Below are 15,168 nucleotides of genomic sequence, written 5' to 3' on the forward strand. Positions count from 1 at the left end.
CTAGGGTGCTGCTGGGAGGGATGGAGTGAGGCAGTTCAATAAGCCGCCGGAGTGGCCCGACCCGCCGACCCCGGACTGGCGGCCACCGCGACGGTGGCAGCCGCCGAAGTCGTGGCCGGCCGCACCGGACGGATGGACGTTCTGGGTCGACAAGCATGGACGACCGGTTCGCGGACCGATCGGGAGGTACGGGGGACCACGTCCGCTGGCGGCTGCGGCGATCGTCGCGATCCCCGTGGCGCTGATGGTGCTCGTGTTGCTGAGCCCGTTCGGCCGCGGTGGGGAATCGACGAGTACGGCACCGGTGTTCCGGCCCAGCGCGCCCGCGACGACGGCGACGCCACAGGCCCCGACCCGCCATACCGAGCAACCCGCACGGGCTGTCGTCCGGACACCGACACCAACGCCCACACCGACGCCAACGCCGACGGAGTCCGAGACGCCGACGCCTACCACCCCGGCGCCGACCACACCGGCTCCGACGCCCACCGCCGTACCGACACCAACGCCGACCACCACCGCGGTCGTGTTCCGGAGCTGCGCGGAGGCTCGCGCGGCGGGTAAGGCGCCGCTGCGGCGCGGGGATCCGGGCTACTCGGCGGCGCTCGATCGCAACGGTGACGGGGTGGCCTGCGACCGCGGCAACTCCTGACGGATCCCGTCGTTCCACAGCTCCTGCGTCTGGCTGATCCAGAAGGCCGCGAACAGCAGGATCAGCGTGCCCTCGATCCAGAGCACCGCGTGGTCCCAGCCGAACAGCTTCCTCCAGCCGAACATCACCAGCGGTACGACGACCATCGCGACCGCGATCACGGAGTACCGGTTCGCCGGTGAATGCGGGACCGCGTGCTTGCGTTGCTTGCGCCGGAACTGCTCCGCGTTGAGCAGCACGACCGCGACGATGCATCCGAACATCACGATCGCGGCCGCGTAGTGCGCGTTGCCGATGAACCCGGACCGCTCGACGAGGAACCACGCCAGCCCACCGCCGAAGATCACCACCGCGACCGCGAGACCGAGCACGTACATCGGCGTCCACCCGGCCGGCTGCCGGATCCGGTCCCGGGCGATGAAGACCGCGGTCAGCAGCAGGCACGGTACGCCGACCACGAACAGCGCGAGCATGTTGTTCGCGACGTTCGCGGCCGCGTCGCCGAGCGCGACCGGTACCGAGTGGCACGCGCCCTGTCCCGGCGTCGGCACGAGCGCGACGACCGGGGCCAGGATGCCCGCCACGTTGAGCAGGATGTCCTCCGGCTCCGTGTTGCCCTTCAGCACGACCATGCAGACGCCGATGGTGATCAGCGTGCCGACGAAGATCGCGCGAACCGGCGTGTAGTAGTACGCGCTGATCGACGTCTGCAGGCAGTGCGGATCGGTCTTCGCCCACTCGATCACCAGCGCGGCGGCGAGCAGGACGATCATCGCCGGCATCGCCATCCGCAGGTACCGATAGGTCTTGATGGAGTAGCCACCGGGCACGGTCATCCTCGGCCCCCTCGACACGAGCTCCCTGGGTGCCGTCAGTATGCGCCGTTCAGGGGCGCACCACGAGGGGCCGGAACGCCGCCTGGACCTGCGCGTCGCTCGGGGTCACGCTCTCTTCCTCCGTACTGCTGGAGCTCAGGCGGTACGGGCAGGCCTCCCCCGACATCTGCACGGTGGTCGACAGCACCAGCCGCCCGCTGCGCAGCTCGTACACCTTGGCCGGGACCGTGACCTTGCGGAACGTCACGTAGCTGACCTCTCCCCCGTACGGATTCGACTCCGGTACGTACGGGCAGGTCTGCACCGCCGCGCCCATCCCCGGCGTCTCGGTGCACACGACGACGGTCGCCCGGTACGGGTCGTCGATCGACCACGCGGCCGGCAACTGATCGGCGTACTGGGAGCCGTCGCCGAGGAAGATCGCCGGGTTGAAGCCGCGGTGGTACGGCTTCGCCCCGCTGTACTTCGCCGGCGTCGAGCAGTACCCGCCGGTCGACACCAGGCTCCGGACGTTGTCCAGCTCGATCGCCAGCGTGGCCTTCACGAGTCCGGCGCGCGCCCGTACCGCCTGCTTGGCCTTGGGGTACGTCGTGACGAGCCGCTGGTACATCGCGCGCGCGGTCACCCAGGTCGCGCGTGATGCGTAGTCGTTGGCGCAGGCCAGCAAAGCGTTCGGCTCGATCCGGGGTATGACGGCGTTGGCGCGGTCGAGCAGGTTCTTGGACAGATTGCGGGTGCGCAGCCACTCCGTCATCGTGATCAGCGCGCACGGCTGCATCCCCTGCAGGTCTTTGACGAACCGATCCATCACAGCACCCGCGGTCGCCTGCTGCCGCGGGTCGGAGGCGATCGTGCCGAGCACCGCGTAACCGTCCTTGAGCGAGGCCACCTCACCCAGTTCTGCGGCTCTCGTGAGATGCCCCTTCGCCGTATCCAGCGTCCCGCAGATCTCTACGTCGCCGTCACCGCGGTCCATGTCCTGCCCGGCAACGAGCCGATCGCCGAACCAGACCTTGTCCTGCGCCTGCACGACCTTCGCGCAGTCGCCGGCCCGCCGCGCCGCGGTCACCTTGTCGGCGACCTCGGCGGCACCGCGCTTGAGCACCACGCCTGAGGTGATGACCGCAAGCGTCACCACAGCCGCGACGATCCGCTTCGGGATACTCGCCGTCCGCTCCGGCGGCCGAGTCGCCAGGAACAGGCCGTGCAGCACCTGCAGCAGTCCCCACCCCAGCAGGCCGAACTGGTACGCCGTGTCCTTGCGCTGGTACATGAGGACGAGGAGTGCCGCCGTACCGGCGAGGCCGAGGAGGCCGAAGAACCAGCGGCGGATCAGGAAGTAGCCGAGGCCGAGCAACGAGGCGTTGCCCAGGGCAACAGCCAGTGGATCGTGCGGCCGGAGCCGCTTCGGCGGACGTCCCGGGTACGGCGTGCCCTGCGGAGGCGGGGGCGGCAACTGCTGGTAGGTCATCTGTATCGCTCTCAGTCACGAAGTGTCACCACTCACTGTGACGTCGTTCCCCACCACCCGCAGCGCACTGACCGGTTCCTGTCACCCGAGCCGGATGGACTTCTTGTTCATGAATTCCTCGATGCCGGCCGCGCCGAGTTCGCGGCCGAGGCCGGAGCGTTTGATGCCGCCGAACGGGAGGTCGGCCTGGGAGCCGCCGGCGCGGTTCAGATACACCATGCCGGCGTCGATGCGGTCGGCGATGCGGCGGTTGCGGTCGGGGTCGGTACCCCAGACCGACGCGCCGAGGCCGAACGGTGTGTCGTTGGCGAGCTCTACCGCGTGGTCCTCATTCGTTGCTTTGAAGACGATCACGACCGGGCCGAAGATCTCCTCGTAGTACGCGTCCATCTCCGGCGTGACATCGGTGAGGACGGTGGCTTCGAGGTAGGCGCCGGGCGTGATCCGGTGACCGCCGGCGCGCAGCGTCGCGCCCTGTTCGACCGCCTTCGCGACCTGGGCGGCGACCTCGTCCGCGGCGGCGGCCGAGGCGAGCGGCGGGAGCTTCGTCGCGGGATCGGCCGGGTCGCCGGGGACGTAGTACTCCGTGACGCGCTTGGTCAGCCGGTCGACGTACTCGTCGTACAGATCGGCCAGGACGATCATCCGCTTCGGGGCGTTGCAGGACTGGCCGCAGTTCCGCATCCGCGCGGTCGCGGTGGCGTTGACGGTCTCGTCCAGGTCGTCGGTGTCGAGGATGATCAGCGGGTCGGAGCCGCCGAGTTCGAGGACGGTCTTCTTCAGGTTCTTCCCGGCCTCGGCGGCAACCGAGATCCCGGCCTGCTCGCTGCCGGTCAGCGAGACGCCGGCGATCCGCGGGTCGGCGAGGATCGCGGGGATCTGCCGGCTCGACGCGAACGTGTTCACATAGACGTCCTCTGGTACGCCGGCCGCGTGCAGGATCTCCTCGATCGCGCGTGCCGACCGCGGGCAGATCGAGGCGTGTTTGAGCAGGATCGTGTTCCCGAGGACCAGGTTCGGCGCGACGAACCGGGCCACCTGGTAGCACGGGAAGTTCCAGGGCATGATCCCGAGCAACGCCCCGATCGGCCCTTTAGTGATGACGGCCTTCCCGTCCCTGAGATCGATCGGTTCGTCCGCGAGCAACGCCGGTCCATGATCCGCGTAGTACCGGAAGATGTCGACCACGATGCCGACCTCACCCAGGCCCTCGTTGACCCGCTTCCCCATCTCGAGCGTCATGATCGCGGCCAACTCCCCGGCCCGCTCCGCAAACAGCTCCGCCGCCCGCGCCACGATCCCCGCCCGCTCCCCCACGGCCCGCCGCCGCCACTCCGGGTACGCCGCAGACACCCGCCCGATCGCCCCCCGCACCTCCTCCTCCGTCGAGTTCGCCACTTCCTCCACCAACACCCCACACGCCGGATCGGTGACTGAGTACATCGGCTACCTCCATCCAGAACCAGTAGACGTCAGCATACGGTATACAGTCTTCCTGAAGATGTCGCCGTCCGGAGAGCGCGCCGTTTCCTGTTGTGTCACGGGTGTCTAAGGGGCATGCTCATGGCTTGCCCCGTTGTCCCGCCTCTTTGATCGGATGCCCGCCCGTGTCTGAGCAACGGAAGTTTCGTCGTGTTGTGCGGCTGGTTGCAGTGCTGGCCGTCGTTTCGGTGCCTTCGATGGCGCTTGCCGCGCCGGGCGCTCCCCCGGATCCTGTGAACGCCTGGCAGTACCCGCACTGGCCGCAGAAGCAGCCCTGGCAGGAGTCGGGGCCGGATACGCGGGTCGCGAAGACGCTGTCGAGCGGGTTGCCGGGGCCGATCGACCCGCAGAACTGGGAGAACCCGGACCACATGACGTGGGACGACTACGTCAAACCGCCCGGCACCAACTGGGCCGATCCGGCGGTGAAGGGGTCCGAGCGGACCTTCAAAGGCGCGCTCGTGTTGCTCGACTACCCGAACCAGGACTTCGTCATCACCAAGCCCAAGGGTTCGACCGTGTTCGGCAATCCGAGTGCCGCGGCGAACGGCGTACCGCGGGATCAGACCGCGCAGTTCTACAAGAACTTCCTGAACACTCCGGAGCCGCTGAACCACGGTCACACGCTGCACGAATACTGGATGGAGGACTCCGGCGGCCGGTACGGCGTCGACCTCACCGCGTTCGGGCCGTACCGGATGCCGGGCAAGTCGCACGAGTACGCGATGGAGTTCCAGAGCGACGAGGACTGCCCGGCCGGTGACGACTGCTCGAAGGACATCCGCACCGACGGCCGCGCCGCGTGGGTCGCCGACCAAGGTCCCGACGTACCGGCCGGGTACGACTTCGTGTTCTTCCTCAGCGCCGGTCAGGACGAGTCGTCGACCTGGCAGGAGTTCGGGATGATGAAGTTCCCGACCAAGGAGGACGTCACCGAGGAGTTCGGCGGGCCGGATCCCGCGCAGCGCAACTGGTCCGAGACCCGGTACGTCGACTGGACGTCGTGGGCGGCCGGCTCGTCGATCTGGCCGAACGCCGGCGGCGGCTCGTCCACCCAGGCGGAGAGCTCCGGGATGGCGGTGTTCGCGCACGAGTTCAGCCACATCCTCGGCATCGGCGACAACTACAACAACCCGTACGGCGTCCCGCCGAGACGCGCGTACACGGGCATCTGGGAGATGCTCAGCCGGGGCAGCTTCAACGGCCCGGGCGGCCCGCACAGCCGGTGGATGATCCCCGCGACCGGCGGGGCGTCGATGGGCGCGCAACACATGCTGCGCAACAAGATCAAGCTGGAGATGGTCGACGAGCAGAACGTGCTCAGACTCTCCCGCGAGGCCCTCGCGACGTCAGGTGTGGTGACCGCGAACGTCAAGGCGCGCAGCGTGAACCCGGGCGCCAAGGACCTGTCCGGGATCAACATCGAGCTCGGCGGCGCGGGCGATCTCGATGCGCCGTGCGACGCGACGAAGGATCCGCTCTGCGACGGCCGCGGGTACCAGAACTACACGGTCGAGGTCGTGGACCGGATGGGCACCGACTCGTTCACGCCTGACGCCGGCGTACTGCTCGCGAAGACCAAGAACCAGGACCGTGCGCCGTTCGAGTGGGTCGTCGACTCGAACCCGCAGGACATCAACCTGACCGACTACGTGCTGCCTGACGGCACGAAGGTCCCGATCACGATCGGCGACTACCGGCAGTTGTCCGACGCGCTGTTCCACGCCGGCACGAACTCCGGCAGCGAGTACGAGTACACCGACACCGCGAACCGCCTGCACTTCTACATCACCAACGTGCACCGCAACGCGAAGGGTGAGCTGTCGTACACGGTCGCGATCCGCTCGCTCGACGGCGCCGGCGCGCAGAAACGCGGCGTACGGCTGCTGCCGACGGTCGCGAAGCCGGATCGCAGCGGCGTCCAAACCTGCAACTTCAGCCTCACCAACACGGGCAAGCCGGGTACGTCCGCTGGACCGGAGGACATCACGCAGTACGTCAAGGGCGATGTCTACCGCCTGTCCGCGAAGTCCAACGGCTGGCCGATCGCCCTGCCCAACGCGCTAGCCACCGCGGACGCGGGCCAGCAGGTCACGGTCCCCGTCTACACGAAGGCCGGCACCGGCCCACTCGCCAAGATCACCCTCACTGCCACCTCCGAAAGCGACCCCACCAAGTCAGCCACCGCCACCTGCATCGCCGTCAAGCACTGATCGCAGCGCGCCGGGCGTCCAGCCGAGTTGGACACCCGGCGCCGCCTGCAGGTAGTCGACCACCTGCTGGCGCGACCAACGGTGGGCCTCAACCAGGCCGGTGGCTATCCATTGCAGGTACGACGCCGTGGGCGCGACTGGTTCGAGCTCGGCGACTGTGCCGTGCGTGACGGTGAACATTGGCAGGCCGTCCAGCTCCCCCAGTCGTACTACGGTCTCGTAGCGGCCCGGGCCGGCGGAGTGGATCTCGGCGACCTGCGGCAGGAGGGTCGCGAGCTCCAGCGCGTAGGCACCGCCCGGCTCGCGCCACATCTCCTGGGCCGCCACGTCTGCCAGCTGGTCCAAGGTGAGGAGGTAGGCGCGGCCGGCGAGCTGCGTGGGTGCGGCTGCGTTGTAGAAGGCCGAGCCACCGCCCCACACCTTCGACGCACCGGCGAACACCAGTCCTCCTGGCGCTGTCACGGCCGCGAGCTGTGCGGGCGGGGTCACGTCGCGGCAGCCCGGGTACACACGGGCGCCACCACGCGGCCGGCCGCCGTACAGGTAGCAGCTGAAGCGTTCGAGGGCGAGGTTGGACCCGTAGGCGACGTACCAGACCTGGTTCACGAAGCTCTCATCTTCCGTCGGTTAAACGTTCAGACTAGGGTGCCTGCGACGCAGTACTGGTGACACAGACTCCATCCGCCCCGTTAGGAGACTCGCATGCCAGATATCAATCGTCGTAGGTTCCTGCAGATGGCCGGAGCGTCGGCCGCTTTCGCCGCGATGGCGAACAGCATCGAGCAGGCCGCCGCGATCCCCGCGCACCGCCGGTTCGGCAGTATCCAGGACGTCGAGCACATCGTCGTCCTGATGCAGGAGAATCGGTCGTTCGACCACTACTTCGGCAGCCTGAGCGGTGTCCGCGGGTTCGGTGATCCGCGACCCGTCACGCTGCCGAGCGGCAAGCCGGTGTGGTACCAGAAGAGTGCCCTCGGCAAGGAGATCTTGCCGTTCCGGCCCGAGGCGGACAACCTCGGGATGCAGTTCATCCAGGACCTCGCGCACAGCTGGTCGGACGCGCACCTGGCGGTGAACAACGGCAAGTACGACCAGTGGATCCCTGCGAAGACGTCGACCACGATGGCGTACCTGACCCGCGAGGACATCCCGTTCCACTACGCGCTCGCGGACAAGTTCACGCTGTGCGACGCATACCACTGCTCGTTCATGGGCTCCACCGACCCGAACCGTTACTACATGTGGACCGGCTACACAGGTAACGACGGCACCGGCGGCGGGCCGGTCCTCGGCAACGACGAGGCCGGCTACGGCTGGACGACGTACCCGGAACGGCTCGAGCAGGCCGGTGTGTCGTGGAAGATCTACCAGGACATCGGTGACGGCCTGGACGGCGACCACGGGTGGGGCTGGATCGACGACGCGTACCGCGGGAACTACGGCGACAACTCGCTGCTGTACTTCAACAAGTACCGCACCGCGCAGCCCGGGAACCCGTTGTACGACAAGGCCCGCACCGGCACGAACGCGAAGGCCGGCGAGAGCCTGTTCGCGCAGCTCGCCGCCGACGTGAAGAACAACCGGCTGCCGAAGATCTCCTGGATCGCGGCGCCCGAGGCGTTCACCGAGCACCCGAACTGGCCGGCCAACTACGGCGCCTGGTACATCTCCCAGGTCCTCGACGCGCTCACCGCGAACCCCGAGGTGTGGAGCAAGACCGCGCTGTTCATCACCTACGACGAGAACGACGGCTTCTTCGACCACGTCGTACCGCCGTACCCGCCGATGGATGCCAACCAGGGCCTGTCGACGGTCGATCCGAACCCCGATCTGTACACCGGGTCGAAGGCCGCGCACGGCGCCTACGGTCTCGGCCAGCGGGTGCCGATGCTCGTGGTGTCGCCGTGGAGCACCGGCGGCTACACCTGCTCCGAGGTGTTCGACCACACGTCGATCATCCGCTTCATGGAGTCCCGTTTCGGCGTCCACGAACCGAACATCTCGCCGTGGCGGCGGGCGATCTGCGGCGACCTGACATCGGCGTTCGACTTCGGTACGGCGGCGACGCGGCCGGCCACTCTCCCGGACACCAGCGCGTACGAGCCGCCGGACAACAAGCGGCACCCGGACTACGTGCCGACGCCGCCCGCGGTCGGCAAGGTCCCGGCGCAGGAACGCGGCCGCCGCCGTACCCGGCCGTTGCCCTACGCACCGGTCGTCGACGGAGCCGTTGCCGACAGCAAGTACCGGCTGACGTTCAGCTCCGGGGCGCGGGCCGGCGCGCAGTTCCTGATCACGTCCGCGAACCGCACCGACGGCCCGTGGACGTACACCACCGAGGCCGGCAAGACCGTCGCCGACAGCTGGAACCCGATCTACTCCGGCGGCGTCACCGACCTCACCGTCCACGGCCCGAACGGCTTCCTCCGCACCTTCAAGGGCAAGCCCGCCACCGGCCTGGAACTCACCGCCCGCGAGAACGCCACCACGGGCAACGTCGTACTCACCCTCAAGTCCGACACCGCCCGCCGCATCACGATCACCAACACGTACGCCGGCACCACCCAAACCCTCGACCTACCCAAGGGCACCACCACCCGCACCATCACCACCACGAGCGGCTGGTACGACGTCTCGATCACCACCCCCACCGACACCACCTACCTCCGCCGCCTGGCCGGCCACGTAGAAACCGGCACGCCCAGCCTGAGCGACCCCGCCATCAAGACCGTTTGACGGCCGGAGCCGGAGCCCCGATCTACAGGATCGGGGCTTCCGGCTTGGTGTCGGCGGCGGGGTTCGCGTCGTCGACGCGTTCCAGTTCGTCGACGGCGATGCGGGTGGTCCAGCGTTGGTCGGGGTCGGGTTGGGGGATGGAGTCGAGGAGGAGCTTGGTGTACGGGTGGGAGGGCTCGTGCATCACCGTGGAGACCGGGCCGCGTTCGACGATCTGGCCCTTGGTGATGACCATGACCTCGCCGCCGAGGTAGTACACCGTGGACAGGTCGTGGGTGATGAACAGGGTCGTCATCCCGTGCTCGGTCTGGAAGTCGAGCAGGATGTCCAGGAAGTGCCTGCGCACCTGGGCGTCCAGCATCGACACCGGCTCGTCCGCGATGATGAACGACGGGCGCAGCATGTGGACCCGGGCCAGCATGATGCGCTGGCGCTGGCCGCCGGAGAGCTGGTGCGGGTACCGCCCGAGTACGTTCTCCGGCTCCAGCCGGACCGCTCGCAGCGACTCCTCGATCAGCTCGAGGCCCTTGGCCCGGGTGTCCGCCAGCTTGAACTTCTTCACCGCCTTCCAGAGCACGCGATCGACCCGGTAGAACGGGTTGAAGATCGCGTACGGGTCCTGGAACACCGGTTGTACGTCGCGCCGGTACTCGTCGTACTCGGCCCGGCTCAGCTTGAAGATGTCCTTCCCGCCGTACAGCACGGATCCGGCCGTGGGCTTCTGCAGGCCGAGCACGTTGCGGGCGATCGTGCTCTTCCCGCTGCCGCTCTGGCCGACCAGGCTGACGATCTGCGGCGGTGACGCGGCCAGGCTGAAGCTCACGTCGTCCACCGCGGTGATGTAGCCCTCGGCGACCCCACGGGCGTGGAATCGTTGCTGTACGCCACGAAGTTCGAGTTCGGACTTCATGATGCCCTCCGTCCGAGCTTCGGGATGGATTCGATCAGCTGCCGGGTGTAGGCGTCCTGCGGGTTTTTGAAGACCTGCCGTACGTCGCCGACCTCGACCAACTGTCCCTCGTACATCACCGCGACCCGGTCCGCGAGCTGTGCGTGCACGCCCATGTCGTGCGAGATCACCATCAGGGTCACGCCGAAGTCGGTGCGCAGATCCGCGAGCGACTGCAGGATCACCCGCTGGATCGTCACGTCGAGCGCGGTGGTCGGCTCGTCCGCGATCACCAGGTCGGGTTCGAGCGCGACCGCGATCGCCATCAGCACCCGCTGCTTCATCCCGCCGGACAGCTCGTGCGGGTACATCCGGGCCACCCGCGGCTCCAGACCGACCTGCGCCAGCAGCCGCGGGATCAGCTCGTGCAAGGTGTTCTTGCGCTCCGGCGCGTGCTCCAGGATCACGTCCTTGAACTGGTCCTGCACACGCATCACCGGGTTGAGCGAGCTCATCGAGCCCTGCGGGAGATACGAGAGAGCGCTCCACCGCAGTACCCGGAGCTCCTCGCCGTGCACCTTCAGCAGGTCCACCGGCGAACGGCCGGCCGGGTTGAACATCACCGAACCGCCGGTCACCTTGCCCGGCGCCTTCAGGAGCCGGAGCAGCGCGACCGCGAGCGTGCTCTTCCCGCTGCCCGACTCGCCCGCGATCCCGAGGATCTCACCACGGCGTACGTCGAGATCGATCCCGCGGACCGCTTTCACGTCACCGCGGTTCGTGGAGTAGACGACCTCGAGCCCCTTGATCTCCAGGACACTCTCCGAGACGTTATTCACCGGCCACTCCCCTCAGCCGCGGGTTGTAGACCTCTTCCAACCCGATGTTCACCATGTTCAGCGCCGCGAACAGCAGCGTCAGCAGCACGATCGGGACCACGAACATCGGCCACGCCCCGAGCGTCAGCGCGCCGGTGGTGATCGCGTTGTAGATGATCTGGCCGAGGTCGACGACACCGCCCGGCCCGAGCCCGATCACCTCCAGGCCGACCAGTCCGAAGATCGCGCCGAGCGCCGACGACGCGAACCCGACGCCGATGAACGGCAGCAGGTTCGGCAGCAGTTCGGTGACGATGATCTCCAGGTCGCGGGCCTTGCTCACCCGCGCCAGGTCGACGTACGGCCGGGTCCGTAGGCTGAGCACCTGGGAACGGATGGTCTTGGCCGCGAACGGCCAGGCGAAGATCGAGATCATTACCCCGACCTGGAACAGCGTCACGTTCTTCGCGTACGCCGAGAGCGCGATCAGCAACGGGAACGTCGGGATCACCAGCAGGATCCCGGTGAACGTCGACAGGATGCCGTCGATCCAGCCGCCCTTGTAACCGGCCACGAACGCCACGATCACACCCACGACGGTCGAGATGATGCCTGCGATCGCCCCGATCTGGAGCGAGACGGACAGCGCCTTCATCACCATCGCGAACACGTCCCGGCCGAACTGGTCGGTGCCCAGCAGATGCCCGGGCCCGGGCACCAGCCATTTCTCGTACGCCGCCACCTCGATCGGATCCTTGCCACCCCCGATCGCGTTCACGATCAACGGGCTGAACAACGCCAGCAGCACCATCACCCCGAGGATGAGCAGACCGGCCGCGAGCCGCCGGCTGTTCCGGATCGTCCGCAGTACCGCAGTCAGGATTCTCATCGTCATCACTTCCAGTACTTGACCCGCGGGTCAAGCAGCGGGAGCAGGAGGTCGAGGAGGAGTACGGCGGTCAGCACCGAGAAGATCGCGATGTCGGTGACCCCGAGGATCGTGTTGAAGTCGAGCTGCTGGATCGCGGTGACCAGCGTGGTCCCGAGACCCGGGTAGTTGAACAGCTGCTCGACCAGCACGTTGCCGTTGAAGATGAAGCCGAGCGAGATGCCGAACGCGGTGATCTGCGGCAGGTAGCAGTTCCGCAGCGCGTACCGGGTCAGGATCCGCCAGCCCTTCAGGCCCTTCGCCTCGGCGTACACCAGGTAGTCCTCGCCGAGCACCGGGACCATCAGCATCCGGGTGGACAGGATCCAGCTGAGCGTCCCGATCACCACGATCGACAACCCCGGCAGCAACCCGTACTTGAGCACGCTGCCGATGAACTCCGGCGTGATCCCGGGACTGATGTTGGAGTCGTACGCCGATCTCGCAGGCAGCACGCCCATCGAGTACGCGAAGATGTACACCAGGATCAGCGCGACGAAGAAGTACGGAACGTGGGAGAGCGCGATCGACAGGTTGGTCGCGATCGCGGAACCGAGTTTCCCACGGCGCCAGCCCGCGATCGCGCCGAGGATCACGCCGAGGATCCAGGACAGCACCGCTGAGATCCCGAGCAGACCGATGGTCCAGGGCAACGCTCTCAGGATCACGTCCTGGGCCGGCGTCGGGTAGTTGATGAGGCTCGGCCCGAGATCACCGTGCAGAACGAGTTTCTCCATGTACTTCAGGTACTGGGAGAACATGTTCCCGGTGAGACCGAACTCCTGCTGGTAGCGGGCGATGAGCTCGGTGCTCGCCTGCTGGTTGTACATGTAGTTCTGCTGCAGCGTCTGGATCAGTGTCTGGACCGGGTCGCCCGGGATCAGGCGGAAGAAGAAGAACGCGATGGTGAGCGCTCCCCAGAGTTCCACGAAGTAGATCCCGACTCTTCGGATCGCGTACGCCGCCAGCGGATGCCGCGACAGCCAGGCCCGCGCCCCCCGAGAAGGCGCGGAGTCCTGGCTCTTGTCGACTGCGACCACCGGCGGGGCATCCGCCGTCACGCCGGTCCCTTCTGGCCGGTGGCCTGGATCTTGCCGAGCACCAGGGTGAAGTGCGGCCACCAGTTCAGCGGCACCTCGTACAGGTTGTCGTCGGTCGGCCAGTCCTTCCAGAAGGCGGTGTTGAAGAACTGCGGGTACCCGGTCTGGATCACCGGCAGCAGCGGCAGCTTCTGGAAGTAGATCTCCAGCGCCTGCTTGAGCAACGGCTTCGCCTCCTCGCTGTCCGGGTCCATCCCGGACAGCTTCTGGGAGATCGCGTCGAACGCCGGGTCCTTGAAGCGCATCTTGTTCTTACCGGCGGCGTTCTTGCCGATCGGCTGGGCCTTGCCGCTCTCCCAGTCGGTGTACAGCTGCTCGGGGTCGATGGCGAACCCGGCCCAGCTCGAGTCGATGTCGTACTCGCCACGCTGGAACTTCTCGTCGTGCACGCTGCCGGACAGGCTGCGCAGGGTGCAGGGCACCCCGACCTTGGCGAGGTCGGCCTTCAGCACGTTCGCGATCGCGTACTCGGCCTTGTCGACCTGCGCGGGCGTGATGATCTCGAGGTTGATCTCCTTGCCCTTGTAGGTGCGCTTGCCGGCCGCGTTCTTCGGCGCGATCTCGTCGAGGAGCTGAGTCGCCTTGTCGAGGCTGTACTCGAACTTGTACTTGTTGGCGAGCTCGTCGTCCTTCCACTTGTCGTTGGTCGGGTAGTCGGCCCACGGGTAGATCGCGGGCGGCACCTTGACGTCCCAGACCGACGTACCGATCTTCTCCCGGTCGAGGCAGTAGTTGATCGCCCAGTGCATCTTCTCCTCGGCCATCACGCCCCGGGTCGGGTCGCAGTTCAGCCACATCACCCGTGGGTTCGGGTCGTGGAACTGCGTCGTGACCAGGTTCGGGTAGCCGGTGTTGGCCAGCTGCGTGGCGTGCTGCGTGTCGATCGAGCCGACGTCGAACTCGGCGCGCTCGAACGCCAGCGACGCCTGGTCGAGCTGCTTCGAGGTGCTTTGGAAGATCACGTACTGCGGCTTGACGTCGAGCTTGTCCTTGTTCCAGTAGTTCGGGTCCTTCTCCCAGACGAACATCTTCTGGTTCCGGATCGCCTGCTTCAGCTTGTACGGACCGGAGCGGACCGGCGGGTTGTCCTTGTACTTCGTCAGGTCCTGCGACTTCCAGATGTGCTCGGGCATGATGTTGTTCGGCGCACCCGCGATCGCGGCGATGAAGTTGTAGTGGAACCGCGGCGTCGGCTTCAGGAACTTGACCACCGCGGTCTGCGCGTCCGGCACCTCGACGGTCTTGACGAACTCCTTCAGGTCGCCGCCGCCGCCGAACAGGTCGGGCCGGTCCTTCAGCGCCATGACGGTGAACTTGAAGTCGTTCGCACCCAGCGGCTTCCCGTCGTTCCAGTGCGCCTTCGGGTCGAACTTCAAGGTGAGTTCGGTGTGGTCGTCGTTGTACTTGTACTCGGTCGCCAGCCACGGCGTGAGCTTGCCGGTGGCGAAGCTGAGGAAGAACAGGGGCTCGGTGGCCAGCTCCACGCCGGCGCCGCCCGGTGATCCGTTGGGGATCATCCCGTTGAAGCTGTCGAAGACGGTGTACTCGACCTGGCCGACGATCACCGACTGGTCCCGCGGGACCGGGATGTTGGCCTTGCCGATCTGGATGGACTTGGTGGCGACCGGCTTGTTGCTGTTGGCCGGCTTGTCGGAGTAGGAGCCACCGCCGGAACAGGCGGCCAGGAAGGCGGTCAGTGCGGCGGCGCCGCCACCGATCATGCTGCGGCGGGTCAACTGGTACCGGACGACGTCTTCAACATCTTCGTACTGCTCGCGCGGGCCTGCGCTGTTCTGGGACTCCGTGTTCATGACGAAGGTCACCTCCGTTTACGTTGCGTGGACTGGCGGATCACCGACCGAGAGGTGCCACGGACTATAAGTAGCGTTGACAACGTTGACAAGAGTTCGCTGCCACGTTGAAACCGAGACGTCATAACCGCAGATCAGTCGATATATCAAGCTATGACAACGTTGCTCGCTCTACGTGACTCCTCCAGGCGGAAACGCTTCCGCCGATGGTCACGCGGCGTAGATCTCGGGC

General features: G+C 67.0%; 12 protein-coding genes. 3 read left to right on the forward strand and 9 right to left on the reverse strand.

What is annotated here, in order from left to right; all coding sequences use genetic code 11:
* Positions 1 to 25 precede the first annotated feature (25 nt).
* The gene (locus ACLJOO_RS32625) at positions 26 to 652 is read left to right on the forward strand and encodes an excalibur calcium-binding domain-containing protein (RefSeq protein ID WP_410791478.1); all 627 of its coding nucleotides are present in this window, start codon (positions 26 to 28) and stop codon (positions 650 to 652) included.
* Here the strand turns inward: ACLJOO_RS32625 and ACLJOO_RS32630 are convergent.
* The 3 genes from ACLJOO_RS32630 to ACLJOO_RS32640 all read right to left on the reverse strand — a co-directional run bounded on the left by ACLJOO_RS32630 (position 592) and on the right by ACLJOO_RS32640 (position 4,402).
* Positions 592 to 1,488 carry a hypothetical protein gene (locus ACLJOO_RS32630; RefSeq protein WP_410791479.1) on the reverse strand — a complete coding sequence of 299 codons (897 nt, stop codon included), beginning with the start codon at positions 1,486 to 1,488 and terminating at the stop codon, positions 592 to 594. The two genes, ACLJOO_RS32625 and ACLJOO_RS32630, sit on opposite strands and share 61 nt — an antisense overlap.
* A 49-nt stretch (positions 1,489 to 1,537) precedes the next feature.
* Complete coding sequence (locus tag ACLJOO_RS32635) at positions 1,538 to 2,959, reverse strand: hypothetical protein (protein ID WP_410791480.1); 1,422 nt, start codon at positions 2,957 to 2,959, stop codon at positions 1,538 to 1,540.
* An 81-nt stretch (positions 2,960 to 3,040) separates the two neighbouring features.
* On the reverse strand, positions 3,041 to 4,402 hold the full coding sequence (locus ACLJOO_RS32640) for an NAD-dependent succinate-semialdehyde dehydrogenase (protein ID WP_410791481.1): 1,362 nt from the start codon (positions 4,400 to 4,402) through the stop codon (positions 3,041 to 3,043).
* A gap of 194 nt (positions 4,403 to 4,596) precedes the next feature.
* Here ACLJOO_RS32640 and ACLJOO_RS32645 point away from each other — a divergent pair, with 194 nt between their 5' ends.
* On the forward strand, positions 4,597 to 6,654 hold the full coding sequence (locus tag ACLJOO_RS32645; RefSeq protein ID WP_410791482.1) for a M6 family metalloprotease domain-containing protein: 2,058 nt from the start codon (positions 4,597 to 4,599) through the stop codon (positions 6,652 to 6,654).
* On the opposite strand, the gene ACLJOO_RS32650 is transcribed toward ACLJOO_RS32645, so the two are convergent.
* Positions 6,619 to 7,260, reverse strand: a complete 642-nt coding sequence (locus tag ACLJOO_RS32650) for a histone deacetylase (protein WP_410791483.1) — start codon at positions 7,258 to 7,260, stop codon at positions 6,619 to 6,621. The genes ACLJOO_RS32645 and ACLJOO_RS32650 overlap by 36 nt on opposite strands.
* Positions 7,261 to 7,356: 96 nt before the next feature.
* Here ACLJOO_RS32650 and ACLJOO_RS32655 point away from each other — a divergent pair, with 96 nt between their 5' ends.
* Positions 7,357 to 9,390 carry a phosphocholine-specific phospholipase C gene (locus ACLJOO_RS32655; RefSeq protein ID WP_410791484.1) on the forward strand — a complete coding sequence of 678 codons (2,034 nt, stop codon included), beginning with the start codon at positions 7,357 to 7,359 and terminating at the stop codon, positions 9,388 to 9,390.
* 22 nt (positions 9,391 to 9,412) lie between these two features.
* Here ACLJOO_RS32655 and ACLJOO_RS32660 read toward each other — a convergent pair whose 3' ends face one another.
* Genes ACLJOO_RS32660 through ACLJOO_RS32680 form a run of 5 tightly spaced genes read right to left on the reverse strand, consistent with a single transcriptional unit; the run spans position 9,413 to position 14,936 of the window.
* Positions 9,413 to 10,300 (reverse strand): ABC transporter ATP-binding protein, encoded by an 888-nt coding sequence (locus ACLJOO_RS32660; protein ID WP_410791485.1) that lies wholly within the window; start codon positions 10,298 to 10,300, stop codon positions 9,413 to 9,415.
* Positions 10,297 to 11,118: an ABC transporter ATP-binding protein gene (locus ACLJOO_RS32665; protein ID WP_410791486.1), complete on the reverse strand. Its 822-nt coding sequence runs from the start codon at positions 11,116 to 11,118 to the stop codon at positions 10,297 to 10,299. Before ACLJOO_RS32665 ends, ACLJOO_RS32660 begins: the two co-directional genes overlap by 4 nt.
* Complete coding sequence (locus ACLJOO_RS32670; RefSeq protein WP_410791488.1) at positions 11,111 to 11,986, reverse strand: ABC transporter permease; 876 nt, start codon at positions 11,984 to 11,986, stop codon at positions 11,111 to 11,113. The genes ACLJOO_RS32665 and ACLJOO_RS32670 overlap by 8 nt, the downstream gene beginning before the upstream one ends.
* Before the next feature lie 5 nt (positions 11,987 to 11,991).
* On the reverse strand, positions 11,992 to 13,086 hold the full coding sequence (locus ACLJOO_RS32675; RefSeq protein WP_410791489.1) for an ABC transporter permease subunit: 1,095 nt from the start codon (positions 13,084 to 13,086) through the stop codon (positions 11,992 to 11,994).
* The gene (locus tag ACLJOO_RS32680; RefSeq protein ID WP_410791490.1) at positions 13,083 to 14,936 is read right to left on the reverse strand and encodes an ABC transporter substrate-binding protein; all 1,854 of its coding nucleotides are present in this window, start codon (positions 14,934 to 14,936) and stop codon (positions 13,083 to 13,085) included. The genes ACLJOO_RS32675 and ACLJOO_RS32680 overlap by 4 nt, the downstream gene beginning before the upstream one ends.
* Positions 14,937 to 15,168: the final 232 nt, after the last annotated feature.

Source organism: Kribbella sp. C-35 (genome assembly GCF_046549195.1).
Classification (GTDB): Bacteria; Actinomycetota; Actinomycetes; order Propionibacteriales; family Kribbellaceae; genus Kribbella.

Bases quoted from the DNA above. Each gene is read 5' to 3' on its own strand.
- ACLJOO_RS32630 (WP_410791479.1), bottom strand. From the start codon at position 1,488: ATGACCGTGCCCGGTGGCTACTCCATCAAGACCTATCGGTACCTGCGG.
- ACLJOO_RS32660 (WP_410791485.1), bottom strand. From the start codon at position 10,300: ATGAAGTCCGAACTCGAACTTCGTGGCGTACAGCAACGATTCCACGCC.
- ACLJOO_RS32655 (WP_410791484.1), top strand. From the start codon at position 7,357: ATGCCAGATATCAATCGTCGTAGGTTCCTGCAGATGGCCGGAGCGTCG.
- ACLJOO_RS32680 (WP_410791490.1), bottom strand. From the start codon at position 14,936: ATGAACACGGAGTCCCAGAACAGCGCAGGCCCGCGCGAGCAGTACGAA.
- ACLJOO_RS32635 (WP_410791480.1), bottom strand. From the start codon at position 2,959: ATGACCTACCAGCAGTTGCCGCCCCCGCCTCCGCAGGGCACGCCGTAC.
- ACLJOO_RS32670 (WP_410791488.1), bottom strand. From the start codon at position 11,986: ATGAGAATCCTGACTGCGGTACTGCGGACGATCCGGAACAGCCGGCGG.
- ACLJOO_RS32640 (WP_410791481.1), bottom strand. From the start codon at position 4,402: ATGTACTCAGTCACCGATCCGGCGTGTGGGGTGTTGGTGGAGGAAGTG.